The sequence below is a fragment of the Rufibacter ruber genome (assembly GCF_001647275.1).
GTDB lineage: Bacteria > Bacteroidota > Bacteroidia > Cytophagales > Hymenobacteraceae > Nibribacter > Nibribacter ruber_C.
Window position 1 is genome coordinate 57537 of record NZ_LRMM01000013.1, and the last position, 25433, is coordinate 82969.

Sequence of the window (25433 nt, forward strand, 5' to 3'; positions counted from 1 at the left end):
TAAATTAATTACCCTTACGTAATGCCTCCCAGTTATATTAATTATAGCTAATATGTCATATTACAACTAAGGTAATTACTACAGGTATTTACCTATAAATTAGTATTGCCCCTTACCACCTAAATTTAAATTTTTGCAGGCTTTTTATATTTTTCAATAAAATCTTCATGAAACAGTTTTTACGCTACGCAAAGTTGAGGGCCGATAGGGGAGATCGTAAGATTCTATTTCTTTTAGCAGTGAGTTTTTTTCTGGCTTTTGACCTTTATGCCCAGGTTGCCAGCCTCCCTACTGCGCATGGCGGCCCCTGGCAGAGCGGTTTGCCTACAGGCTGGGTACAAAAAGGACTGGGCAGAGACAACCTCTCTAACTATGGTGACAATGCGGGCAATTCAGCGTCTTTTGACACCACCGGAGACAGTTTAGTCATACATTTTGACAGGGCTGCAGGCCAACTGAACTATAATTTAAGGGCTAGCGCGGGCTTGTCTACAGGGATATTCAACGTGCTCCAATCAGCAGACGGCAAAAACTACACTTCTGTTGAGGAATTCACCGGGAACGAGCTGACTACATCTGCCAAGGCTTTCAGCAGCTCCCTTGCCCCCACCACAAGGCATGTTAAGTTTCTGTATGAAATAAAAGCAGGTTCCACCATTGTCAATCTTGATGCCGTCAGTATCACTACGCCCAACCCTGAAATCAGCGTAGAACAAAACGGCACCGTTTACGGGGGAATAATCACCACAACGCCATACAGCTTTGGCAGTCCCAATATTTTCACAACTGTAGAGGCGGTGTTCAAAATCAAGAATACCGGCTCTGGGCCGCTTGCCATCACTTCTATTACCCTGAGTGGAGGCGCTGCAGATCAGTACAGAATTATTTCTCAACCCGCCGCTTCTGTTCCCGGCAACGGGGAGACAACTTTTACGGTTGCCTTTACCCCCACTTCGGCAACCGTTCCCACCAAAGAGGCAGTGATCACCATTGCCAATAATGATGCAGATGAACCCTCTTATGTACTTAACCTGACAGGGACTGCCATCTCACCTATTACAGAACTTTACTATCCAGACGGCTTTGCAGGAGAATCTATCTCCATTTTTGGAACTGATCTTGGCCAGGTAACCACTGTTGCATTCAACGGGGTAGAGGCAGAGATTGTCTCTGTGTCTGAAACAGAGGTGGTGGCCATAGTGCCAGAGGGCGCTACCACAGGCAGAGTAACCGTTTTCCCTAGCAGAGGGGCCGTGGCCACCAGCCCGGAAGAATTCATCATTTGGAACAATGCCCCACCCGTGGTTACATCCTTTGATTACCAGGCTGGCGGTATAGGAACCACCCTCACTCTAACTGGGGAGAATTTCACGTCCTACTTCGGCATGTATTTTCTAGACGCAAACGGGAATCAGATCTTCTCAAACAGTATAGAATTTATTAGTCCTACAGAAGTAAGAGGCGTAGTACCCCCTGGGGCAGTCACAGGCAAAGTGTACATCAATGATATTCTGGGCCTGGCAGAATCCCCCTCTGATTTTACAGTGTCCAGCATCACTGCTGCCAATCCTAACGGAGGCCCCATTGGCACCCCGGTAACGGTAGAAGGGGTGGGCATTGCGGGGAACATAGCTTCAGTCACCATTAACGGGAAAAATGCTTTTATCACCCCCACCAGTAACGGTTTCACCACAGAAGTCCCCTTAGGGGCCACAGAGGGCGAGGGGGAGATTGTGGCATTCACGGCAGGAGGGGGCAGCACCTCTTTCCCCTTCTTTGTTGAGAACACCCTGCCCGTAGAACTAGTCAAATTTGAGGCCACCTCTTCTGCCAACGGCACAGCCCTCATCTGGCAGACGGCCACTGAGTTGAACAATGACTATTTTGAGGTGCAGTCAACCACTGATTTACGGCAAGGCAATTTCAGCACGTTGGCTCGTATCAGCAGCAAAGTCACCACCAGCGCCGTGCTTACAGACTATTCTTATCTAGATATCGCTCCCGCAAAGGGGGCAGTCACCTATTACAGACTAAAGCAGGTTGATATAGACGGCGGAAGTGAATACAGCAAGGTCATTGCAGTAGAGGCGAAAGGCCTGGTGAAAGCCAACGCTGCCAAGGTGTACCCCAACCCCTTCACAAAAACCCTTACAGTAGAACTTGACGCAGAAGAAAATGATCTTATCTCATTCTCCCTTTCAAATTTTACGGGTCAAAAACTGATAAAGAAGAATATCCAGGTCAGAAGCCGCACGAACAAAATAGAGCTACCCATTGATGCGAACATAGCCCCCGGTCTATATTTTGTCACGGTAGAGCTAAACGGGCATAAAACAAACCACCGGTTAATCAAAGAATAAGATTTGCCCATCCCCCGTAAAGGAGCCCTGGAACACCAGGGCTTTTTTTATGCCCGCAGGTATTTCTGTACCCACAGAGGCAAGCTGCCTTTACAAATCATTGGTAATTTGCTGCATTGGCTGTACTTTTGGGCACCCACTAAAATCAAACGCATGCAACGCGATTCCCAAATCTTTGACCTTATCCAGAAAGAGCACCAGCGCCAGCTGCATGGCTTAGAACTCATAGCCTCTGAGAACTTTGTTTCTGAGCAGGTAATGCAGGCCATGGGCAGCGTGTTAACCAATAAATATGCTGAGGGTCTACCCGGCAAGCGCTACTACGGCGGCTGCGAGGTGGTTGACCAGGCAGAGCAACTGGCTATTGACCGCGCCAAAGAACTGTTCAAGGTAGAATGGGTGAACGTGCAGCCGCACTCCGGGGCACAGGCCAACGCAGCGGTAATGCTGGCGGTGCTGAACCCAGGTGATAAAATTTTAGGCTTTGACCTGTCGCACGGCGGTCACCTGACCCACGGCTCCCCCGTGAACTTCTCCGGCAAACTGTACCAGCCGGTGTTTTACGGAGTGGAACCAGAGACGGGTGAGATTGATTTCAACAAGATCAGAGAGGTAGCCGGGCGTGAAAAACCCAAATTGATCATCTGCGGCGCCTCTGCCTACTCCCGTGATTGGGACTACAAAGCCCTGCGCGAAGCCGCTGATGCCGTTGGCGCACTGCTGTTGGCCGACATCTCCCACCCAGCCGGCTTGATTGCCACCGGTCTGTTGAATGATCCGTTTGAGCACTGCCACATTGTGACCACTACCACTCACAAAACCCTGCGGGGCCCGCGCGGCGGAATGATCATGATGCGCAAAGACTTTGAAAACCCGTTCGGGCTGAAAACGCCAAAAGGCGAAGTGAGAATGATGTCTTCTCTGCTGGACGGCGGTGTGTTCCCGGGTACGCAGGGCGGGCCGCTGGAGCACGTGATTGCCGCCAAGGCCGTGGCGTTCTTTGAAGCCTTGTCCCCTTCTTACAAAGAATACACGCAACAGGTGCAGAAAAACGCCCAGATGCTGGCCAAAGGCTTTGTAAACAGAGGCTATAAACTGATTTCGGGCGGAACGGCCAACCACCTGATGCTGATTGACCTGCGGTCAAAAGACCTCACGGGCAAACTGGCAGAGAACACCTTGATCAAAGCAGACATCACCATCAACAAAAACATGGTGCCGTTTGATGACAAGTCGCCATTTGTAACCTCCGGAATCCGGATTGGCTCTGCCGCCGTAACTACCCGGGGGCTGAAGGAGCAGGACATGGACCGCATTGTAGACTACATTGACCGCGTGCTCATGAACCATGACAATGACACCGTCATCACCCAGACCAGAAACGAAATCAACAACTGGATGGAACAGTTCCCGTTGTTCAGCTACTAAGCATTACTCAACTAAATGGCACAACGTTCTCAAGAGGTGGCAGCACACAGCGGGGAAGAGCATGAGATGACCTTTTTAGACCACCTGGAGGTTCTCAGGTGGCACTTGATTCGTTCAGCCATTGCCATTGTGGTGGTGACGGGCCTGGCATTCAGCTACCCGGAGATTGTCTTCCATGAAATTATTCTGGGCCCGTCACGCACAGACTTTTTTACATACCGCAAACTCTGTGAGATAGGCGCCGCGCTGAACTCACCGGGCCTCTGTATCAATGAGCTGGACTTCACGCTGCAAAGCCGGGAGTTGGCCTCGCAGTTCACCATGCACCTGACCAGCTCCTTTGTGATTGGGTTACTGGTGGGTTTCCCTTACCTTTTCTGGGAAATCTGGCGGTTTATCAAACCGGGGCTGTACCCAAACGAGCAGAAAAACTCCAGAGGTGCCGTATTTTTTGTGTCATTCCTGTTCTTGATAGGCTCACTGTTCGGGTACTTCATTGTCTCGCCGCTCTCTATCAACTTTCTGGCGTCTTACCAGGTAGACCCCAGCATTGCCAACGAGTTTGACCTGTCTTCTTATGTGACCACGCTGGTGACACTGGTGCTGTCATGCGGCATCATGTTTGAGCTGCCCATGATTGTGTTCTTCCTGTCACGGGTGGGGCTGGTGAGCCCAGAGCTCATGAAGCTGTACCGCAAACATGCCATTGTAGTAATTGCCCTGGTAGCCGCCATTCTCTCGCCGCCAGACGTGCTGAGCATGACGTTGATGGGCATCCCGCTGCTGCTGCTCTATGAGGTGAGCATTCACATCTCCTGGATGGTTCGGCGCCGTGACGTGGCCCGTTTAAATGAACAAGCTACTTCTTAACCTATTACCACCGCTATGAAAATTGCCTTAGGCGGCGACCACGCCGGATACCAGTACAAAGAAGTTCTCAAGCAGGCACTGGAGGCCCAGGGGCACGAACTGAAAGATTTCGGGCCGTTCTCTGAGGCTTCAGTAGACTACCCAGACTTTGTACACCCCCTTTCCACAGCCGTGGAAAACCAGGAGTACGAACTGGGCATCCTGATCTGCGGAAGCGGCAACGGCGTAGCCATGACCGCCAACAAACACGCCGGCGTGAGAGCCGCTCTCTGCTGGAACAAAGAACTGGCCCAGCTGGCCCGTTCCCACAATAACGCCAACGTTCTCTGCATTCCCGCCCGCTTTGTCACCGACGAGGCAGCCAAAGAAATGGCGCTTGCCTTTCTGAGCACCCCGTTTGAAGGAGGCCGCCACCAGAACCGCGTCAACAAGATTGCCTGCGCATAGTCCACTTTTCTGTTTCTGACCTGTTTTTCTGAAAACAGGCCCAAAACAGCCCCAAGCCCTCTCAGGTTTAAGAACCAGAGAGGGCTTTTTTTTGTAAAGCAGGATTCACAATGCAGCCCTAAATGGACCGCATGGGGTAAGCACCAGCAAGTAGCAGTGACACGAACAGCAACAGGAGTCAGAAAACCAGTTGGTGCAGGCAGTACTGCGGTTAATGGTATTGAGCCCGTCAGCTCAGGGGAGGGAGGGGGCGGTTGAATGCTCGGCTTCCCGGGAGTTACCATCTGCGGCTCTTACAGATCACAGGTGAAGCAACGAGGGGGGCAACTCTGGAAGAGCCGTAGTGTTAGCAACTTACACGAACAATGATCTGCAATGCGTGCTCTCCTGTGTCAACATCCCCCTTCGCCCCCTTCAAAGGGGGAGCCTCAGAGTGAGTTCTGAGTTATGAGTCTTGAGTTCTGAGTCCTTTCTTTTCATCTTAGGCAATTCACAATTCAGCACGAATGAAGCAGCTATGCCTGCTCTCGCTGCCGCGCCGCGGGGAAGGCCGCCTGTCAGCTGTAGGCACGCGTCTGGAGACTCGCGCCAGCGCGGGAGTATCAGCTGGCGTTAGAAGGCATGGAAGAAACTTCCGCGCCATAGAGGGGCAGAAGAGGGAGCAAGAGGGCAGAGGTCATGTGAGGCGGCCGCCCCGTGGAAGCTGAAAGCTTCCGCCACCACAGGTCCAGGTTGGAAACCTGAACCAGAGAAAGCGGCAAACAAGCAGCAATAAGTAAACAACACTTCTGCCAGTGGCACCTGGGTTTATTAGCACTTCTGCCCCTGGCTGATGTGCGCAGCACGGGCTCGCCCCAGGCTAGCGGATCAGCAACGGTTACCTGCAGAGGCAGAATGAGCAAGTAAGGCTGATCAGGAGAGGAACCCAAACCAGTCCTGGGGGTGAGCGCCTCTGTTAATACGGTGCCGCTCCCGCGGCAAGGCCGGAGGGCCTAGTTTTAACAGCAGTGCTCACCGCCAGGACGGGGCCCCGCGGCCGTGAGCGCTTACCGGAAAAGATGAAACAGTACAGCTATTAAACCAACTCATCAAGCGCCAAAGCCAGGGGAAACAGCGGACTACGCATTCCTGCCGCAGCAATTGGCTGTCACCAAATACAGCATCAAGCGCCACCGCCAAGGGAGCAGCAGACTACGCATACCTGCCGCAGCCAGGGGAACAGCAGACTACGCCACTGCAACAATGAAAAGAGGGAGGCCCTGCGTCAACCCGCACCACCAGGAAAACGGCAAGCTACCCAATGCAGAAACAGGCCGCTCCGCCAAAGGGACAACTGCAGACTTCCATAGCAACAACCTTTCCCACCACTCAAAACAACTTGACCTGTTTTGGAGCTGTTTTCAGGAAAACAGCTCCAAAACAGCTATTGCACCAGGCGGTAAAACACCCCATTCCCCACCCGTTCATACCGCTGAAAGAGAGCGGGAATTTTGTACTGCAGCTCCGGCATAAGCCCCTGCAGGTCTACAATATAGGTGGGCGGGTTCTTCCGCAGGTCCTGGTAGACAGTGAACAGGGCATCATAGTAGTGCAGACGGCCCAGATACGGCTGCGCCAGATCCCACCGCAGATACGGTGAACCCAGGTGGTTGTGCTGGTAGTAGTTCAGGTCAGGCCCCAGCACCAGAAGACGCTCGTTTCTGACCTGCTGGTAGAGGGGGCTATCCTGCACCTGCACCCGCTGCGGCTCAATGCCCAGCGCGCGTACACCAACCCCAGCGGATTGTACCGCATCACCACCACCCCTGCCAGCAAGACCAGAAAAAGGATTTCAGCGAGCCAGACCTTCTTGCCCTGCCAGGAGAAGAGGAACACCCCAAAATACCCCAGCAAAGGCAGGAGCAGCACCAGGCCCTTGGCAGAGCCGTCATGTCCGCTTATCAGCACCAGGCCGCAGACAATCACCCAGATGAGCATGAACTGGAGAAAACGCGCCTGGTAGTTCAGCCCCAGGTTTACCAGCGGCAGGCTTAAGAAAGAGAGCAGCAGCACCGTTAACGGGATAGCCGCAATCTTCACCACCTGCCAGAACGGCAACACAAATGTAAATTTAAACTGCCATGACCACGCCAGCCCCTGCTCCAGAAACGGCAGGGTGGCATCTTGGTACAGAAAAAGGGTGAACACCACACTAAACGGGAACATGAACCCGGTCAGCATCAGGAGAATGCTCCGGAACGCGTTAGAGGCGAAATAGATGATGGCAAAGAAACCCAGCACCAGAAACCAGATGAGCGGCAGGTAAAACAGCGCCGCCAGCCCCAGCATGAAACCTGCCCTGAACAGGCGCCCCGCATTGGTGGCCTCTTTGGAGATAGCCGTCAGGTTAGAAACCGCCAGAATGATGAACGTCTGCCCCAGCAGCAGCTGTGAGAGCACGTCCAGCTCAAAAAAGACACTGCCAAACACCAGGTACAGCAGCGCCGGCACAAAGCTCTTGTAGGGGTGCACCTGGTTTCTGTTGAAAATATGGTTCAGCAGAAAGGCCTGGTAGCCCAGCACCGCCGTGGCCAGCAGCCTATGCGCCAGGTAAGATTTCCCAAAGAGCGAGTCCAGGAGCCAGTACACCGCTGCTGAAAGCGGGGCGGTGGCGTCATACACATCGCGGTACAGGACAAAACCCTCGTGCAGGCGCTCCCCCAAGAGCATGTGGTGCAGCTCAGAAAGCGTGGCAGGCACCCCAAAAAAGAGTAACGGAAGCCGGATCAGGAGAAACAGCAGCACCAACACCACCCACCTAGACGGGAACAAACTGCGGAAGAATCGTATCAATCGTACATGCGGCTGAGCCACCCTTGCAAAGTGGGCGGCGGTTTGTGGGGTAAAAATGTGAAATTAATGCGATATTTGCTGAACCATGGAGAGTAAACGACAACAAAAATTCGCCCGGCTGATTCAGAAGGAGCTGGCTGAAATCTTTCAGCGCAACGTCTCCCACTTGTTTCAAGGGGCCTATATATCCATCACAGATGTAAAAGTTTCACCTGACCTGGGTGTGGCCAAGGTACACCTGAGCCTGCTGCTCAACCCCAATGGCCGGGACCTGCTCAATGAAATAAGGGTGAACTCCAAGACCATCAGGCATGAACTGGCCAAGCGCATCAAAAACCAGGTGCGCGTGATCCCGGAGCTTATCTTCTATCTGGATGACACCGCCGAGTATGCCGCCAAGATGGATAAGATCATCTCTGAGCTGGACATCCCCGCTGAGTCAAAAGAAGACCCCTCCAACCCGTTCAGGTCTGAGGAAGACGAGGAGGACCTTTATGACGAGGAAGGCCTGGAAGATGAAGACGAAGACGATCTGAGTGACCGATAACCGCAGCCCCACCCACAGCTACTAAACCCACCATGCAGTACGATCCTATTAAAACGCGTCCTGGGCGAAGCGTTCAACAAAACGCCTTTCCTGCGCAAGCTTTTCTATAACCTGCTAGACCTGCTGCTGCTCCGCTCGTGGCACATTCACAAGGAGCTGAAGGCCTGGGCCAAAGGCAAAAGGCAGCAGCCCATCCAGATACTGGATGCCGGCTCGGGCTTTGGCCAGTACACCTATTATCTGTCTGGCATGAGTGACAAGTGGCGCACCCTGGCCGTTGACGTGAAAGACGAGCAGGTGGCAGACTGTAACAACTTCTTCCGGCAGATCAACCGCCGCAATGTGCTGTTCAGGGTAGAAGACCTGGTGACGTTCCAGGACCCGCAGGCGTTTGACCTGGTGCTGTCTGTAGACGTGATGGAGCATATCTTAGAAGACGTGGACGTGTTCAAAAATTTTCACGCCTCGCTTCGCCCCGGCGGAATGCTGCTGATCTCCACCCCGTCTGACCAGGGCGGCTCAGACGTGCACGGCGATGAGGAAAGCTCGTTTATTGAGGAGCACGTGCGGGACGGTTACAACATTCAGGAGATCCAGGAGAAGCTGCGCACGGCCGGCTTTACCCGCATGGAGGCCAACTATTCATACGGCACCCCCGGCAAGATCTCGTGGCGCCTGAGCATGAAGTACCCAATCCTGATGCTGGGTGCGTCAAAAGCGTTCTTTGTGCTGTTGCCGTTCTATTACCTGGTGACCTTCCCGTTCTGCCTGCTGCTCAACTGGCTTGACACCCACAGCAAGCACCCCACCGGGACCGGTCTTATTGTGAAAGCCTGGAAATAAGCCCTCTTTGCCGGTGACCAAAGCAGGAACAGGTTACCCGGGAGAAACGCAGCAGCCAAGCCAGAACCCGTAAAAGCAGAGACTGTCTTTCTGTTTTTGGCCTGTTTTTCAGAAAACAGGCCAAAAACGCACGTATTGACCTGGTAAGTTTTTTGCGTTTTGCTGCGTACCTTGCTCTATTGAAACCAACCCCCTATGACAGAGCTCCTCAGAACTGATTCCGGCAGCCAAGACTTTGCAGAGCTGGTGGCCCTTCTAGACGCTGACCTGCACGTAAGAGACGGAGACGACCACTCCTTCTTTGCCCAGTTTAACAAAATAGACATGATCCGGCACGTGGTGGTGGCGTACCAGGGCATGGTGCCGGCAGGCTGCGGCGCCATCAAACCGTATGCAGACACTACCGCCGAAGTAAAAAGGATGTTTGTGCTGCCTGAGTTCAGGGGCCAGGGCATTGCAGGCCGGGTGCTGCGGGAACTGGAGCGCTGGGCTGTTGAACTGGGCTTTGAGAAGCTCATCTTAGAGACCGGGAAGGCCATGCCAGAAGCCATCAGGCTCTACAGCAAAAACGGCTACACACCTATCCCTAACTACGGCCAGTACAAGAACATTGAGAGCAGCGTGTGTATGCACAAGCCGCTGCAAGAGGAGAAAGTAGAACACCTGTAACTTTTTGCCGGTGCTGCCCCCTGTCCTTAGCTCATGTTTAAATTTTGATTTTACTGGCGAAAAGTGCCGGGGAAAAGTTCTTCAGCAGCAGCCCTTGAGCTGCGCAGCAGCGCTACAGAACGGGAAAAGTGTGCACGCCGGTTCTTTTATGGCGTTATGCAGCGTAAGAGACAAATATAAACAGGCGCTTACGGCCAACAGAAAAGAAAACCCTTTGGCCTGAGAACAGTAAACCGAACTTAAGGGTGGCTGGACGCCACCCTGCCCTTACTTTACACGCATACCTTAAAGATGAACGTTGCCCTTTTAGTAGCCCGCCGTTACTTCTTCTCTAAGAAGAAGCGCAACATCATCAATATCATCTCCATTATTGCCATGATTGGCGTGGGCGTGGGAACCATGGCCCTGATTGTGGTGCTGTCTGTATTCAACGGATTAGAGGACCTGATCAAGTCCCTGTATGGCAAGTTTGACCCGGAGATCAAAATCACGGCCCTGCAGGGCAAGTCATTTGAGGCCAATGCTGATCTTCTCAACAGGATCAGGCAAACACCCGGGGTCGCCCTTATCACAGAGGTCATTGAAGACAACGCCCTGCTGCGCTACAATGACCGCCAGATGGTGGTGAAGATCAAAGGCGTAAGTGACAACTTCTTTCAGCAGAACCAGATTGACTCTGTCATTGTAGACGGCGACCACCGCCTCAAACGCGACGGCAAGCAATATGCCCTTATTGGCCGCGGTGTGCAGTACCAGCTCTCTATCAGGCCAGAGAACCCGTTCTCGCCCCTCCAGTTCCTGTACCCCAAGGCAGGCAAGAAGACCATTATCAACCCAGAGAACGCGTTCAGGCAGATTGGGATTCAGGCAGGCGGGGTGTTTGCCATTGAGCGGCAGTATGATGACCAGTACGTGTTTGTGCCGCTCGCTTTTGCGCAGGAACTGCTGGGCTATGAGAACAAGCGCACTTCTATTGAGGTTAAAACCCACAACCCTGCCAACATTGACAAGGTACAGGCCGCCCTGCAGCGCACCCTAGGAGCCGGCTTTCAGGTCCTGAACAGTGAACAGCAACACGTGAGCCTGCTCAGGGCTGTGAAGGTAGAAAAGCTGTTTGTGTTTGTCACGTTCACCTTTGTGCTGCTCATAGCTTCTATCAACATCTTCTTCTCACTCTCCATGCTGGTGCTGGACAAGCAGAAAGACATTGCCATTCTGGCCTCTATGGGCGCAGACCCGGGTACCATCAGGCGTATCTTCCTCACCGAGGGGGCCATTGTGGCCTTTACCGGTGCGTTTGTAGGGTTGGCCGTAGGCGGGGCCATCTGCTGGATTCAGCAAACGTACGGCCTTGTTTCCATGGGCATGACCACCTCAGTGGTAGAGGCGTATCCTGTGCTCATGCGGCCCATGGACTTTCTGCTTACCGCGGCCGCCATTATTCTCATTACCCTGCTGGTTTCCATCAGACCGGCCCGTAAAGCCGCAGCCATCTCCGTCAGAGACCACTTGTAAGCCCAATCCCCGCCAGCAGGAGCGGTCCTTGTTTCCTTTCAAACACAGCAACCCTAGCGCCCAATTAGGGGGAAGAAAGAACGGTACCCCTCGCAGAAGAGAGCTCTCTTTTTAACGAATTCTGTTTTCGGCCTGATTTTCAGAAAACACGCCGAAAACAGAAAAAGCGTCTACTTTTCTTGCCGGTTCAAAACATTACGGCCTGCCGGAGGTTGATTTGCTAAAAATTTTACCATTCCCTGTACAGCGAATTGGAATTTATAGTAATTTCAAGATTGGGATAGCGAGCCTCTGCCATGAAAGTATTCACCACACAGCCTTTTCAAGTTATTTATTCGCTCTTTGAGCATGAGTATCTGGGCTATCTCTTTGAGTCTTTTGTGGTGCAGGTCAACTCTAAAAAGCAGCTCACGCTCCAGCACCAGAACATCTCCAGCAAGAACGCCGAGGAATTTGCCGCCCGCCTGGACGAGGTGGACTTCAAGCTCATTGAGCTCATGGACCAGATCCAGCAGGACGCGGTGTTCAAGAAGTTTGCCGTAAAGAAAACCACCCTGGCCGACTTCTTCTTCAAGACCTATGACCCCGCCAAAGGCGATAAGCTGCTGCAGGAGACCATTGACCACTACGTACAGGCTAGAATGTCTAAGATTCTGGACCTGCTGCAGCACAAGATGGTCTTTATCATGGGCAAAGACGGTGAACCCACCTGGAAGCAGGTGCAGATGGCCACTGAGAAAGCCACCGTGCTGTTCCACTTCCGGCGGAATGACGACAATACCCACTACTTCCCCACCATCAAGTACAAAGGCGAAAAGCTGGAGTTCCAGTACCAGAACGCCGTGCTGGTGTGCAAGGAGCCGGCGTGGCTGCTGCTCAATGACGTGTTCTACAGCTTTGAGAAGCAGGTAGACGGCAAAAAGCTGCAGCCGTTCCTGAATAAGAAGTTTATTGTGGTGCCCCGCAACGTGGAGGAAAGCTACTACCGCAAGTTTGTGGCCCCGCTGGTAGAGCAGTTTGATGTCTACGCCAAGGGTTTTGAGATACAGTCTGAGCGGTACGTGCCGCAGCCGCAGCTCCAGATCTCTGAACTGGCCGTGGCAGAACCCGCCCCCGTTTTATTTTCCGCCCACGGCGAAGAAGAAGAGGAGGAGTACCCTCACCCTTCAGACGCTGATAAGATTGTGTTTCAGCTGCACTTCCAGTACGGTGACTACACGGTGGGCACGCAGGAGACGCGCCAGATCAGTGTGAACGTGGAGAAAACGCCAGATTCGTACATCTTCCACCGCGTGCACCGGGATCTGGAGCAGGAGAAGACGGTGATGCGCGAACTGGCCAGCCGCGGCCTGGAGATCAGGAACGGCAAAGCCGTGCTGGACAAGTCAAAAGCCTTTAGCTGGCTCAATGCGCATGCATCAGCGCTGGAAGAACTGGGCCTCACAGTCAAGCAAAGCCAGTCTGACAAGAATTATTTCATTGGCGAGACCAGCGTGAGCGTGGGCATCAACGAGACCAATGACTGGTTTGACATTTACGGAACGGTGCGGTTTGGGCCGTACGAGATCCCGTTTATCAAACTGCGCAACCACATTCTCACCAAGCGCCGCGAATACAAGCTGCCTAACGGCCAGATCGCCATCATTCCGGAGGAGTGGTTTACGCAGTATCTGGAGCTGTTTGCCTTCTCTGAGGGCGATGACGAGCTCAAACTGCACAAGCACCACCTTTCTCTGGTCAGTGACCTGCAGAACGGCAACCTGGCCACCGTCACCATGAGCCGTAAACTGGAGAAGCTGCGCGAGTTTGAGGCCGTAGAAGACAAGCCGTTGCCCAGCGGTTTCAAAGGCGAACTGCGCCCGTACCAGAAGGCGGGCTACAACTGGCTGCACTTTGTACAGGAGTTCCATTTTGGTGGCTGCCTGGCAGATGATATGGGTCTTGGTAAGACCGTGCAAACGCTGGCCATGCTGCAGCACCGCAAGGAGCACGGCGCCCAGAGCGCCTCGCTGCTGGTCATGCCCACCTCTTTGATTTATAACTGGTTAGCTGAGGCTCAAAAGTTCACGCCGCAGCTACGTATTCTCACCTACACCGGCACGTACCGCAATAAGAACGTCTCTCAGTTCAAGCATTATGACCTGATCCTGACGTCTTACGGCATTGTGCGGCTGGACCACGAGATCCTGCAGAAGTACGTCTTTGACTATGTGATCTTAGACGAGTCACAGGCCATCAAAAACCCAAATTCCAACACCTCAGTATCTATCAGGGAGCTGAAGTCAAAGCACCGTTTAATCCTCACCGGTACGCCCGTGGAGAACAGTACGCTGGATCTATGGAGCCAGATGTCGTTTATCAACCCGGGGCTGCTGGGTACGCAGAATTTCTTCAAGAAGGAGTTTCTGCGCCCCATTGAGAAGCTGAAAGACGAGCACAAGACCCGCCGCCTGCATGCGCTCATCAAACCCTTCATCTTGCGCCGCCACAAGAGCCAGGTAGCCACTGAGCTGCCCGAAAAGATTGAGCACGTCACCTACTGCAAGATGACCGAGGAGCAGGAGCATGCCTACGAGGAAACCAAATCTTACTACCGCAACAAAATCCTGAAAACCATTGAGGAGCAGGGCACGGGCAAATCTCAGTTCATGCTTCTGCAGGGCCTCATGAAGCTGCGCCAGATCGCCAACCATCCGCTCATGGCAGATCCTACGTATGAAGCCGAATCCGGGAAACTGGGCGAGGTACTGCGCCTGACCAAGAACGTGGTAAGCGAAGGACACAAAGTGCTTATCTTCAGTCAATTTGTGAAGCACTTGGATTTGGTGAGGGCGGCGCTGGACGAGCGCAAGATCAAGTACGCCTATCTGGACGGTTCCACCAAAGACCGGCAGGCGCAGGTGAATAGCTTCCAGAATGACCCCAACCTACCCGTGTTCTTGATTTCGCTCAAGGCCGGGGGCGTTGGCCTCAACCTCACCGCCGCCGACTACGTGTTCATCTTAGACCCCTGGTGGAACCCCGCCGTAGAGGCCCAAGCCGTTGACCGTGCTCACCGCATAGGCCAGCAGAACACCGTCTTCACCTACAAGTTCATCACCAAGAACAGCGTAGAAGAGAAGATACTGGCCCTGCAGGACAAGAAAATCCAATTAGTCTCTGATCTGATTTCTACGGATGAGGCCGTGATCAAGCGTCTGACAAAAGAGGATATTGAGAGTTTGCTGAGTTAATTTGTTTTTGGCTTGTTTTTGGGAAAAGAGGCCAAAAACGGGAAAAATGCATTCGGCTAAAGTTTGGAGAATAATTGTTGAATGGGTTAAAACCCATTCCAATTGATAAGGGATATATAGTTAGACGCTAATGTGCACTATACCTTCCTGCTAACAGAAAATATTGACTCCAATATCACGTGCAGGCTTGAATAGAAATGGGTTTTAACCCATTCAACATAGATTTAAATCTTGGCTTTAGCCGAATCTATTAATTAACATTTCCAGAAGTGCCGTTCATCAAGGTATATATTCATTTTGTGTGGGCTACCAAAAACCGAGAGCCTCTGCTTGACAACAAAGTATTACGGTTACAGGTCTGGAACCATATCAGAGAGAATGCCAGAGAAAAGGGGATTTTCCTGGACTTCATCAGCGGGTATGCTGATCATTGCCACTGCTTGGTTTCGTTGGGAACAGACCAGACTATTCAGAAAGTGGCGCAACTGATCAAAGGCGAATCTTCTTACTGGATCAACAAACACCGCTTAACTGCCTCAGAATTTAAGTGGCAAGATGAATATTTTGCAGTTTCTGTCTCAGCATCAATGTTAGACAAAGTGAGGGAGTACATTAAGAGACAAGAGGAGCACCACAGCAAAAAAACATTTCAGGAGGAGTGCGACGAGCTTATTCTGAGACACGGATTTGAGCAAATGAGCGACGGTTAAACTGAGAGAAAAGCTGAAAGCTTGTTGATCAGGAGAGGTATTAACACAAACGAACGCTTGCACCAAAGCTTATCTAGACATAATTTATTGAGGGAATAAACGTCTTTGCACGTTCACAGGCATAACTCAAGGCCCCAATTTAATCATCTCTAAAATACTTCTGTCAGTTTGGCTTTCTTGAAATAATACCGTTATCTTCAAAATTCAAACAGATTATCCTCATCCTCCAGTCCACTACCTAAACCCACCCAATGACCTTACGCTTACCCTTCCTTCTACTTGCTCTGGTTTGCGCCATCACCGCCTTTGGGCAAACCAGCTCAGAAACGGCGGCCCAGGCAGCCAAGCTGTACAGCCAGAAAGCCTATGCCCAGGCGGGACCGCTGTACGTGCAGGCTGCTGAGGCTACTACGAACAAGAGCCAGAAGAAATCCAGTTACTACAACGCTGCCTGCTGTTATGCCATGGCCCAGGACATAGAGAGTGCGTTTACGTACCTGAACCTGGCGGTCAAAAACGGCTGGCGGGACAAAGACCACCTGAGCACAGATGCAGATTTAAAGGCGCTGCATGCAGACAAACGGTGGAAGAGCCTCGTCAACGCTGTGAAGCCAGCGTACAGTGAGAATGCTACCTCCAGTAAGATCATCACGGCAGACCTGGAGAATTTCTTTAAAGCGTTTGAATTGGCCAAAAAGGATACCACCAAGGCGCCGGAGGTTTTCCAGAAGCACTACTTTGAAAAAGGCACCGCCGGGTTAGAGGATTTCTTCGCCAGTAAGATCAAAAATGAGCAGGCGTTTTCTAAGGCTGTGCTTCAAAATCACCGTTTCTACAGTTCCATTCAGCCCACTGTCACTAAAGCGGGTGACTTTAAAAAGCACATCTACACCTCTTTTACCCAGTTCAAAGACCTGTACCCCAAAGCCGTTTTCCCGGATGTGTATTTTGTAATAGGAAGTTTTACCTCTAACGGCACCGCCTCAGACAACGGCCTGCTCATTGGCACCGAACTCATGAGCAAAACACCCTCTACCTCTCTAAAAAACTGGAGTGACCGGCAGAAGAAAACGGTTATGGACTTTGAGCACATTCCGGTCACAGTGGCACATGAGCTGATTCATTTCAACCAGCAGGGCATGAAAAAAGAGAACACGCTGCTCAAATACGCACTGGTAGAAGGCTCCGCCGAATTCCTGGCCGAACTGGTCACCGGCAAGACTGACGGCGATTACTCTTCCTTCCATGACCGCGAACTGTTGATCTGGGATGATTTCAAAAAAGACATGTACCTGGATAAGTATGATGAGTGGCTGAATGCCAAAGAACCAAAACGCCCCCGCAATGGCATGTACTGGGCCGGGTATCAGATCTGCAAGGCCTACTATACCCAAGCCAAAGACAAAAAACAGGCCGTGGCTGATATGCTCAACATCAAAGACTATATGAATTTCTTTGTGCAGAGCAAAGTAGACGAGTTCATGAGAACGAAGTATATCAACTAGGCCCTATTCGTTTTTACAAGAGCAGGCAGAGAAGGTTAAGCGTTCCGCCTGCTCTTGTTTTTACAGTGACCGCCATGTCCCACCACCTGATCAGACACATAGAGCGGTTTATCCCCGTCTCAGAGCAGTTAGCGGCACGTCTGCAACAGATAGGCAAAGAGCACACACTGGAGAAAGGTGCCTACCTGCACAAACCCAATAGAGTCTGCACCACTACCTATTTTATTGAAAAGGGGCTGGTGCGGGTTTTCTACCGGAAGGGAGAGAAGGAAATCACTGACCAGTTTTCCGCCGAAGGCGAGTGGATCACCTCTATTCACAGCTTCCTGAAAAATGTGCCAGATGCCTGTTATATACAGACGTTAGAGCCGTCTGCCCTTATGGGTATTGATCTACAGCAACTGGAGCAGTGTTTCCTAGACTTTCCGGAGATGGAGCGCTTTGGCCGCATGCTTATGTCAACCTATTTTCTGGAGCAGTCTGAGCGCATTGTTTCCCTGCAGTTCCACACCGCAAAGGAACGGTATGAGTACTTCCTGAAAACAGCCAAACATAAGGCAACCCGCGTTCCGTTGGGCATGCTGGCCTCGCACTTGGGCATGACCCAAGAAACTTTAAGCAGAATCAGGGCAGAGAAGGATGCTTTTTGATGTAGATCAAAATCTGAAATAGGACAGACCGCTAGCTTTGGGGCAACATTTTAAACGGAATCACCATGACCCAAAGACAAGCTGCCCTGGCAGGTTTAACGGCCCCCTTTCTGTTCTGGGTTACGTATCTGGCCTTAGCAGCCTTACGGCCTGAATACAGTCTATTGACCAAAGCGGTGAGTGAACTGGGTTCTGTTGACGCCCCGCGAAAAGTCCTTTGGAACGTGTTAGGCTATGTGCTGCCTGGGCTGCTGATCGTCCTTTTCTCTTGGGGGCTTTCCCGCCATATCGCTACCGCAAAAAAAAGTAAATTACCCGCCTACAGTCTTCTCCTCAGCGGGCTCTTTATGGCCCTGGCTGGCATTTTCCCGGGAGATTTTGAGAACCGGCAAACGCTGACCATGCTGCTGCACACAGTGGGGAGTTTTGGGAGCTATATATTCTTTCTGGTGGCAGCCTTTTCTTTACCGGCGGTAATGAGAACCACTATTTATTGGAAAGATGCCGTTAAACCCACCCTTCTCTTTACCTGGCTCACCATTCTGTTTGGGGCGTGGCCCTTTGTTTTTCAAGATTTCCCAGCTGTGGGGCAGCGGCTGGTGTTCTTCTTCTATTTTGCCTGGGTTTTCTACGTGGCGTTAAAGCTTTATAAACAGCCCCAGAAGTAACTGCCGCTCTTTCTCCCAGCACAAACTGAACTTACTTAGACATTACTGCTGCTTCCCAAACTGAAAATCTTATCTCCTTTCATTCAATATTTTATCTAGAAAATGTATATTGAAATCAAATCTGTAAGCATATGGAAAGCACCCTTTTGTTTATTGGCAACATTGGAATGGGAGAGCTGTTCCTTCTCCTGCTCATTCTAGGCATACCGGGTATTCTCTGGATCTGGGCGGTGGTTGATCTGCTTTCCAGCAAGTTCGCGAACAGAACTGAAAAACTTATCTGGCTGATTGTAATTGCGTTTCTACCATTCATAGGAGCCATCCTGTATCTAATCATTGGCAGACGGCAGAAGATCAAGCCTTCTAATAATTGGGATCAGCTTTAACTCATTAAGATACTTGAAAGAGATGTAGCTGATTTGGGGCTATTTTCTCAAAAACAGGCCATAAACAGAAAGGCACCTGCTTTAAATTGAACAGGTGCCTTTCTGTTTATGGTACTCTTGGCTTATGCCTTCAGCTTAGAGTAAGGAAATCTTTTAGAAGCTTTGCGCATGATGGTGTTGATGATCGTGCTGGTATCACTGCCCAAACCTCTGGAGAGGGTCTTCTCATATTTCCAGAGCAACTCACCAGACGCACCGTCATAGATATTGATGGCAGTTTTACCAGAGTTGGTAGAGCCGTAGAAGCCCACCGCCAGGCCTAAAGCCAGAGAAGCTCCGTCAGACATAGGCTTATCAGTTTTAAAGGTACCCATGATCAGACCGTCTACCCCTAACACTTTGGCAAGTTCGCCGGGAGTGAAAGATTTGATGTTTTCAGCAGTGATGTTGTTCTTCAGCAGAAGGGCATTGGTGGTGTTGGCATCCTGAAAAGAAACCGTATAGTCATCTTTGCCACTTTCTTTCAGGAAATACGTCTGCAATGCACTTTGTACCGCCAGACCCTCATTTTTCTCTATTTCTTTGATCCGCTCTGGGGTCATGGTCTTCATCTGGTTAGGCCGCATACCAATAGAGGCCTCAAACGGAAGAATAGCCAGCTTTTTATGCTCTTTGGCAATGGTAGCAAAGGCAGGGTTTGTGTAAATTTCTTTTGTTTGGGCATAGCTCCCCAAGCTGGTCAACAGCGCCAGCAGCACTAAAACAAAAAGGGTACGTCTCATTAGAAAGGTTTGTGTAGGTTGATTTAAGTATTAAAGTTTGGTTAATTCTTAGATAGCGTCATTCAATTGGGTGTGTAGGTAGGGAACTGGTACCGCCTGCCACTATTTTTGAGGGTTTCCTAATCAAAAATAGCAGAAAAAGAGCTTTTCCCTGAATAAACATACCAAAATAGTTGCTCTTGCTTACGCCTTCAGTTTACCATAAGGAATCTTTTTGCTGGCTTTTCTGGTGATGGCACGCACAATGGTTTGGGTGTCGCTCCCCAGCCCGCGGGCCAGCATTTTATCATAGCTCCAGAGCAGGTCTCCGGTGGCCCCGTCATAGATCTTCATGGTTGTGTTTCCGGCGTTGGTGGGGCCACCGTCTGTAATGTCTGGGGTGAAGAAGAAGGTGTAGGCTGCAATGGCCAGGGCGGCCCCGGTAGAAAGGGGTTTCTCAGTGGTAAGGGAGCCCATAAGCACAGCATCAACCCCCAGCAGCTGCGCCAGTTCAGTGGGGGTGAATTGGGTCAGCTCCTCGGGCTGGATATCTTTTTCCTCCAGCAGGGCATTGGTGGTACGTACATCCTGAACGGCAATAACTTCTTTCTTCGCGTTCACGGTATGCAGGAAGTATACCTGCAGGGCACTCTGCACCGCCCGCCCGTGTTTCAGCTCCAGATCATAATGTCGCTCTGGGGTCAGGTTCCGCATTTCATTCGGCCGAAGGCCCACCCGCACATCAAAGGGCAGAATGGCAATGGTCTTGTGGTGCCTGGCCACTGTTTTAAAAGATTTGCTGGTGTAAACATTCTTTGCGGCATAGTGGCAGCCGGCCAGCCACAGCAGGAGTGCGGCCAGTGCCAGCAACACGGTACTTCTAATGTTCATAGGTCAAGTGATAGCGGTATTATTTGTAGTTAAAGCACGCTTACTTTCTGCCTTGATTGCGCTGCCAATGCCTGGAGATAAAACCTGCCATTCTTCTTTTGTCGCCTTTGTGGCGCTGCTACAAGGCTCCACAACAGAAGAAACATACACAGCCAGTAAAGCTTACAAATTCAAAGAAGTAATTATGCTCTTAAAATGATTTTTCACGGGTTAAAACTTTCCTTGGGTTGGGGGGTTAAGAAAAGAAACCACATTTGGCCCACATGAAGCTCCATATACAGGTACCGGTGGCCCAGCACTACAAAGCTGTTCTGCAGGCTTTCAACAGAGACCTGTTCAAGGCCCTTTCACCCCCATTCCCCCAACTAAAAATTTTACGCTTTGACGGCAGCCACCCCGGCGACAGGGTAGAGGTAGCGCTGGTAGCCGGACCTTTTTCCCGCCGTTGGACCAGCCTCATCACGGAGCGGCAGGAAAGTGAAAACGCGGTCTGGTTTGTAGACGAAGGGCAGGAGCTACCCGCCCCGCTCACGTTTTGGCGCCACCAGCACCTTGTCACCCACCACGGCACCCACAGCATCATTCATGAGAAGATTGAGTACCGCACCGGCTCCAAACTGCTGGACCTTCTGCTGTACCCGGTCCTGTATGCGCAGTTTGCCCTGCGGGCACCGGTGTATAAGAGAGTCTTTGGAAAGGTGCAATAGCTGTTTTGGCCCTGTTTTCAGAAAAACAGGGCAAAACAGAAAACTATTCTGGTACTATATGCGGTCCCAGCCGAGGCTGAAATTGGCAGCAGCCCGCGTGTACAAGCGAGAAAGAAGCAGTGCAACTACCGCTCCCCAGCGGCTCTGGTTTCTGTTCCCGTTTCTGTTTTGGGCCTGTTTTCAGAAAAACAGGCCCAAAACAGAAACGGGCGGTTTTCCCCAGCTCCCCCGCGGGCTAAACCTTTTACCGCCCTGGCAAGTTATGCTCACTAAAAGCGCAATTCTGCGTAGATTGGCAACATGGCAAAAGCAGCAGTCATTGGTTCTGGAATTGGCGGCATAGCGGCGGCGGTACGGCTGGCCGTGAAAGGCTTCCAAGTCACCGTATTTGAAGCCAACCCCACCTTTGGTGGAAAAATGACGCAGTTTAGCCTGCCCGGCGGGTACCGCTTTGATGCCGGCCCCAGCCTTTTCACCCTGCCGCATCTGGTAGATGAGCTGTTCACGCTGGCCGGCAGAAACCCCAAAGACTATTTCAACTACCAGCGGCTGCCGGTGGTAACGCAATATTTCTGGCCAGATGGCACCCGCCTCACCGCCCACGCAGAACCAGACGCCTTTGCCCATGAAGTGGAGCAGAAGCTGGGGGTGCCGCAGGAGCAGTTGCAGCGCCACCTCCAGAAAGTTGCCCGCCTCTACCACGCCACTGAAAGCACATTCCTGCACAAGTCCCTGCACCGCCTGGACACCTACCTGAGCAAAGACGTGCTGAAAACCCTGCCCGCTCTGCCAGAGCTGGGGCTGGCCACCACCATGCACGCGGCCAACGCCCGCGCCTTCAAAGACCCGCGCCTGGTGCAGCTGCTGGACCGCTACGCCACCTACAACGGGTCAGACCCCTACCAAGCCCCAGGCACCCTGAACCTGATTCCGCATCTGGAGTTTAACATAGGCGCTTTTTACCCCGAGGGGGGTATCTATGCCATTGCCCAGAGCCTGGTGAAGCTGGCCCAGGAGCTGGGGGTGGAGTTCAGGTATCAGGAGCCGGTACAGCAGATTCTCACGCAAGGCAAGCAAGCGGTAGGCGTACAAACCGAGCAAGGGGAATACCCTGCGCAGCTGGTGGTCAGCAACATGGACGTTGTGCCTACCTACCGCAGGCTCCTGCCGCAGCAGCCCGCCCCGGAGAAAACCCTTCAACAGCCCCGCAGCTCTTCGGCGCTCATTTACTACTGGGGCATCTCCCGCACGTTTCCAGAGCTGGACCTGCACAACATCTTTTTCAGCCAGGATTACCGGCAGGAGTTCCAGCATATCTTCCAGCAGGGCAGCGTGTCAGAAGACCCCACCGTGTATGTGAACATCACCTCTAAATACACGCCAACAGATGCGCCCGCCGGGCATGAGAACTGGTTTGTGATGGTGAACGTGCCGCACAACACCGGGCAAGACTGGGAGACGCTTATACAGCAGACCCGGCAGCATGCCCTGCAGAAGATCAGCCGGGCCCTGGGTACCAACGTAGAGGCGCTTATCACCGCAGAGCGGGTCTGGGACCCCAAAGGCATTGAGGCAGACACGTCTTCGTTTGGCGGCGCCCTCTACGGCAGCTCTTCTAACAACCGGATGGCGGCTTTTCTCAGGCACCCCAATTTCACCGGCAAACTCAAAGGCCTGTACTTTACCGGCGGTAGCGTGCATCCCGGCGGCGGCATACCGCTGTGCCTGCTCTCGGCTAAAATAGTAGGGGAGCTGGTACCGGCCCCCTCTACAACAGTTCCCGCCTGATGTAAGCCATAGCCCCTCCCGGAGTGCCTCCTCCCTCGGTGCCATGTTCTCTGCAGTGCCATTGGCGTACCGGAGGTTCTCTCCCTTGGGGAACACAAGCTTTTCTCAGGATCCTGCCTAATCTATTCTATTAAAAGTTACAAAATTGGTTATGTTAACTTCTGCCATTGTTAGGGTGAAAGGGGCCTCTTTTTACTCAGACACGCTAAAATCTGCCTTTCAGGCCGTCAATTTGCCGCCACCTCTTCTGTGATAGCCATCCATTCTTGCTGTCTTGCCACCTTGTTTGCTGCTGCATTCCTAAAAAGTATTATATTTGTTTACGGCTATTGAACGGATATGGAACAGGGAATTGCACGGGATGAGCTCCTGCGGAAAGCAATGCGGGCGTTTAGTTTGAACGGGGTGAAAAATCTTTCCCAACGCAAAATCATGCAGGAGTACGGTCTCTCCGCTGCTGAGTTCCAGGCGCAGTTCTCTAACAAGGAAGATTTTCTAAGGCAGGCGCTCAACCTTTACCTGGAGGAACAGCGCAAAGTACAGCTTACTTTGCTGGCGAAGTCACACCACCCCATCTCTGAGCTGCTCAACGTGATCAAGCACCATGCCGCTGAACTGCTCAAAATCACCCCGGCTTTTTTCATTCAGATTGAGTACCTGTACCCGCAGGTCTGGCAGCTTTACCAGCGGCATATCCAGATGCACACCTACCACCTGTTCTATGAGCTCCTGAACAAAGGGGTGCAGCAGCGTCTCTTCCGGCAAGACCTTAACCTGGAAGTGGTAACCAAAGTACTCCTGGAGCAGATCAATGTGCTGCTGAACAGGGCGCTCTTTCCGCCCCAGCGGTTTAATCTGGCAGAGGTGTTCAGGGGCATTTTTCTCTACTACCTGAAAGGTATCTCTACAGAGCAAGGCAACAAGGAGCTGGAAAATTTCTTCTCTGATTTTGCCCTCTCTTAAAATGACCGCACTGTAGGGCCATAAGCAGATCATTCATTTGCAAAATAACGTATCTTTAGAACCCCATTTTGTTGGGAGCCTATGGGTAAGGACTCTAATACAAATCTATGACATTCAAACAAACCATTTTGCAGGAATTACTGACGCTTATCAGGCAGGAGGGGCTTTCCCACCTGAATGAGCAGGAGGTGGTTGAGCGTGTTGACATCTCTTCTGCCACTTTCAATGAATTCTTTCAAGGCATGGAGGACCTGGTGACGCAAGTGGTGACGTTTGACCTGGAAAACAGGAAACAGGAGCATGAACGGCTTTTCAGGGATGAGCAGAGCCCTTTACGCCGCCTGCTGCTGGTGGTGCAGCTAGGCCTGGAAACCCTTAGAATGACCCAGCCTACCGTACTCAAGGAAATCATGGAGAAATACCCCAATGCCTGGAAACTGTATTGGGAGCACTCAGACCAATATACCAAGCAACTGCTGCATGAGCTCCTGAATGAGGGGGTGCTGGCTGGCGAGCTGCGCCGGGATATCAACATACAACTGGTGGCCAAGATCATGATGGAACAGCTGAGCATGCTGATCAACCCGGTTCTTTTCCCTCCAGAGCAATTTGACATAGCTGAAGTTTTCAGGAGTGTTTTCCTGTACTACATCAGGGGGTTGTGCACAGAGGCGGGCATGAAAACCGCAGACAACTTTTTTGCCTCTCTGAAATAGCAGGCCTAAGCCTGCCTCATAAAAAAGGCTGCCCCATGCGTGGGCAGCTTTTTATGAGGAGAGCATGTTTAGAGAATCTATGGATGCGGGCCCAAAGGCCTCTATGGGTACCTCGGGTTCTGTTTCAGGGCTGTTTTTAAGAAAACAGGCTAAAAACGCAACACATGCCCTGCCTGGCTTGCGCCAGATAAAACGCTTTCAGAGACAGTGCATGCAAACTCTGAACATGTTCTTTCTCCTGTTTTAGCTGATAGAGGTTCTTACTTTCTGCGTGAATTCTCTCAGCGCCGTTTTAAAATCTGTCTCCTGGTCGTTCATGTGGTTCAGGATCCAGATGGCGCCAAACACGTGGGTGAGTTTTTCCCCTTCATCTGCGCCTTCAATCTCAAAGGCGGTCATTTGTTCATTGATCAATTGGGCTTCGGCTTCCATGAGTGACTCAATGGTCTGCGTCTCTACCAATTTCTTGATTGCTGGTACTTTCATGTTACGTTAAACGGTTTTTCTGATCATCTCCTGTACATACTCCTCTTTGCTGGTGGCAGCGCCCTCTACCAACTCGCCGTTTTTGAACACGGCAAAGAAGGGGAGGTTGCTCACACCGGCTAACTTGCGCGCCTCTGGGCTGGTTTCTGCGTTCACGTCTATAAACGCCACGCCGGCAAACTCCTCATTGTCTGCCATGCGCTTGAACTTTGGTGAAAACAGGCGGCAGTTGCCGCACCAGTCAGCAAAAAACTTCACTACCACGCGCTCGTTGTTTTGCAACACACTCTGAAAATCCTGATCTGTAGCTTGAATAATAGCCATAGGTGTAATCTATTTTCTATTTTTAGGTCTGGGTTACGTTACTTGCAAAGATAGCGTTTCTGGCCTACTTTTATGAAAACAGGCCAAAACCATTGTTTCCACAGTTTTAAAGACTAGAGACAGGTTGTGCTGCG

25 protein-coding genes are annotated in these 25433 nt (G+C 51.7%); 19 read left to right on the plus strand and 6 right to left on the minus strand.

Annotated elements, in window-relative coordinates:
* The first annotated feature begins 239 nt into the window (after nucleotides 1-239).
* From A8O25_RS07320 to rpiB, 4 genes are all read left to right on the plus strand, one after another.
* On the plus strand, nucleotides 240-2360 hold the full coding sequence (locus tag A8O25_RS07320) for a choice-of-anchor D domain-containing protein (RefSeq protein WP_066832792.1): 2121 nt from the start codon (nucleotides 240-242) through the stop codon (nucleotides 2358-2360).
* Nucleotides 2361-2513: 153 nt separating this feature from the next.
* Nucleotides 2514-3788, plus strand: a complete 1275-nt coding sequence (gene glyA, locus A8O25_RS07325; RefSeq protein ID WP_066832881.1) for a serine hydroxymethyltransferase — start codon at nucleotides 2514-2516, stop codon at nucleotides 3786-3788.
* A gap of 15 nt (nucleotides 3789-3803) precedes the next feature.
* Nucleotides 3804-4658, plus strand: coding sequence for a twin-arginine translocase subunit TatC (tatC, locus tag A8O25_RS07330; RefSeq protein ID WP_066832795.1), 855 nt, complete (start codon nucleotides 3804-3806; stop codon nucleotides 4656-4658).
* A 15-nt stretch (nucleotides 4659-4673) separates the two neighbouring features.
* Nucleotides 4674-5105, plus strand: a complete 432-nt coding sequence (rpiB, locus tag A8O25_RS07335; RefSeq protein ID WP_066832798.1) for a ribose 5-phosphate isomerase B — start codon at nucleotides 4674-4676, stop codon at nucleotides 5103-5105.
* Nucleotides 5106-6528: 1423 nt separating this feature from the next.
* Here rpiB and A8O25_RS07340 read toward each other — a convergent pair.
* Nucleotides 6529-6789: a hypothetical protein gene (locus A8O25_RS07340; RefSeq protein ID WP_066832801.1), complete on the minus strand. Its 261-nt coding sequence runs from the start codon at nucleotides 6787-6789 to the stop codon at nucleotides 6529-6531.
* Nucleotides 6771-7937: a hypothetical protein gene (locus A8O25_RS07345; RefSeq protein WP_153042631.1), complete on the minus strand. Its 1167-nt coding sequence runs from the start codon at nucleotides 7935-7937 to the stop codon at nucleotides 6771-6773. Before A8O25_RS07345 ends, A8O25_RS07340 begins: the two co-directional genes overlap by 19 nt.
* A gap of 85 nt (nucleotides 7938-8022) precedes the next feature.
* On the opposite strand from A8O25_RS07345, the gene rbfA reads away from it, so the two are divergent.
* The 10 genes from rbfA to A8O25_RS07395 all read left to right on the plus strand — a co-directional run bounded on the left by rbfA (nucleotide 8023) and on the right by A8O25_RS07395 (nucleotide 18663).
* Nucleotides 8023-8484: a 30S ribosome-binding factor RbfA gene (rbfA, locus tag A8O25_RS07350; RefSeq protein ID WP_066832804.1), complete on the plus strand. Its 462-nt coding sequence runs from the start codon at nucleotides 8023-8025 to the stop codon at nucleotides 8482-8484.
* 201 nt (nucleotides 8485-8685) lie between these two features.
* On the plus strand, nucleotides 8686-9327 hold the full coding sequence (locus A8O25_RS07355) for a class I SAM-dependent methyltransferase (RefSeq protein WP_241498954.1): 642 nt from the start codon (nucleotides 8686-8688) through the stop codon (nucleotides 9325-9327).
* A gap of 195 nt (nucleotides 9328-9522) precedes the next feature.
* On the plus strand, nucleotides 9523-9996 hold the full coding sequence (locus tag A8O25_RS07360) for a GNAT family N-acetyltransferase (RefSeq protein WP_066832806.1): 474 nt from the start codon (nucleotides 9523-9525) through the stop codon (nucleotides 9994-9996).
* A 291-nt stretch (nucleotides 9997-10287) separates the two neighbouring features.
* Complete coding sequence (locus A8O25_RS07365; protein ID WP_066832809.1) at nucleotides 10288-11511, plus strand: FtsX-like permease family protein; 1224 nt, start codon at nucleotides 10288-10290, stop codon at nucleotides 11509-11511.
* A 296-nt stretch (nucleotides 11512-11807) separates the two neighbouring features.
* Nucleotides 11808-14744, plus strand: coding sequence for a DEAD/DEAH box helicase (locus A8O25_RS07370; protein ID WP_066832812.1), 2937 nt, complete (start codon nucleotides 11808-11810; stop codon nucleotides 14742-14744).
* A gap of 269 nt (nucleotides 14745-15013) precedes the next feature.
* A complete protein-coding gene (tnpA, locus tag A8O25_RS07375) occupies nucleotides 15014-15454 on the plus strand; it encodes an IS200/IS605 family transposase (RefSeq protein ID WP_066832815.1) in 441 nt (146 codons plus the stop codon).
* Nucleotides 15455-15705: 251 nt separating this feature from the next.
* Nucleotides 15706-16959, plus strand: a complete 1254-nt coding sequence (locus tag A8O25_RS07380; protein WP_066832818.1) for a TPR end-of-group domain-containing protein — start codon at nucleotides 15706-15708, stop codon at nucleotides 16957-16959.
* A 74-nt stretch (nucleotides 16960-17033) separates the two neighbouring features.
* Nucleotides 17034-17609 carry a Crp/Fnr family transcriptional regulator gene (locus A8O25_RS07385; protein WP_153042632.1) on the plus strand — a complete coding sequence of 192 codons (576 nt, stop codon included), beginning with the start codon at nucleotides 17034-17036 and terminating at the stop codon, nucleotides 17607-17609.
* Between the two features lie 65 nt (nucleotides 17610-17674).
* Complete coding sequence (locus A8O25_RS07390; protein ID WP_066832821.1) at nucleotides 17675-18277, plus strand: DUF998 domain-containing protein; 603 nt, start codon at nucleotides 17675-17677, stop codon at nucleotides 18275-18277.
* Nucleotides 18278-18408: 131 nt separating this feature from the next.
* Nucleotides 18409-18663, plus strand: coding sequence for a PLD nuclease N-terminal domain-containing protein (locus A8O25_RS07395; protein WP_066832824.1), 255 nt, complete (start codon nucleotides 18409-18411; stop codon nucleotides 18661-18663).
* Between the two features lie 122 nt (nucleotides 18664-18785).
* On the opposite strand, the gene A8O25_RS07400 is transcribed toward A8O25_RS07395, so the two are convergent.
* Together A8O25_RS07400 and A8O25_RS07405 are read right to left on the minus strand one after the other, a co-directional pair.
* Complete coding sequence (locus tag A8O25_RS07400; RefSeq protein WP_066832827.1) at nucleotides 18786-19445, minus strand: hypothetical protein; 660 nt, start codon at nucleotides 19443-19445, stop codon at nucleotides 18786-18788.
* Nucleotides 19446-19628: 183 nt separating this feature from the next.
* Nucleotides 19629-20315 carry a hypothetical protein gene (locus A8O25_RS07405; protein WP_082893511.1) on the minus strand — a complete coding sequence of 229 codons (687 nt, stop codon included), beginning with the start codon at nucleotides 20313-20315 and terminating at the stop codon, nucleotides 19629-19631.
* On the opposite strand from A8O25_RS07405, the gene A8O25_RS22910 reads away from it, so the two are divergent.
* The 5 genes from A8O25_RS22910 (at nucleotide 20308) to A8O25_RS07425 (ending at nucleotide 24489) form a co-directional block, all read left to right on the plus strand.
* A complete protein-coding gene (locus A8O25_RS22910; protein ID WP_153042633.1) occupies nucleotides 20308-20514 on the plus strand; it encodes a hypothetical protein in 207 nt (68 codons plus the stop codon). The two genes, A8O25_RS07405 and A8O25_RS22910, sit on opposite strands and share 8 nt — an antisense overlap.
* Before the next feature lie 64 nt (nucleotides 20515-20578).
* Complete coding sequence (locus A8O25_RS07410) at nucleotides 20579-21022, plus strand: SRPBCC family protein (protein WP_066832830.1); 444 nt, start codon at nucleotides 20579-20581, stop codon at nucleotides 21020-21022.
* Nucleotides 21023-21322: 300 nt separating this feature from the next.
* Nucleotides 21323-22810 (plus strand): 1-hydroxycarotenoid 3,4-desaturase CrtD, encoded by a 1488-nt coding sequence (gene crtD / locus A8O25_RS07415; protein WP_066832833.1) that lies wholly within the window; start codon nucleotides 21323-21325, stop codon nucleotides 22808-22810.
* A gap of 339 nt (nucleotides 22811-23149) precedes the next feature.
* On the plus strand, nucleotides 23150-23773 hold the full coding sequence (locus tag A8O25_RS07420; protein WP_066832836.1) for a TetR/AcrR family transcriptional regulator: 624 nt from the start codon (nucleotides 23150-23152) through the stop codon (nucleotides 23771-23773).
* Nucleotides 23774-23880: 107 nt separating this feature from the next.
* Nucleotides 23881-24489, plus strand: a complete 609-nt coding sequence (locus tag A8O25_RS07425; RefSeq protein ID WP_066832840.1) for a TetR/AcrR family transcriptional regulator — start codon at nucleotides 23881-23883, stop codon at nucleotides 24487-24489.
* 243 nt (nucleotides 24490-24732) lie between these two features.
* Here the strand turns inward: A8O25_RS07425 and A8O25_RS07430 are convergent, their stop codons facing one another.
* A complete protein-coding gene (locus tag A8O25_RS07430; RefSeq protein WP_066832843.1) occupies nucleotides 24733-24975 on the minus strand; it encodes a DUF6952 family protein in 243 nt (80 codons plus the stop codon).
* Between the two features lie 6 nt (nucleotides 24976-24981).
* Nucleotides 24982-25299: a thioredoxin family protein gene (locus A8O25_RS07435; RefSeq protein ID WP_066832846.1), complete on the minus strand. Its 318-nt coding sequence runs from the start codon at nucleotides 25297-25299 to the stop codon at nucleotides 24982-24984.
* Between the last annotated feature and the right edge of the window lie 134 nt (nucleotides 25300-25433).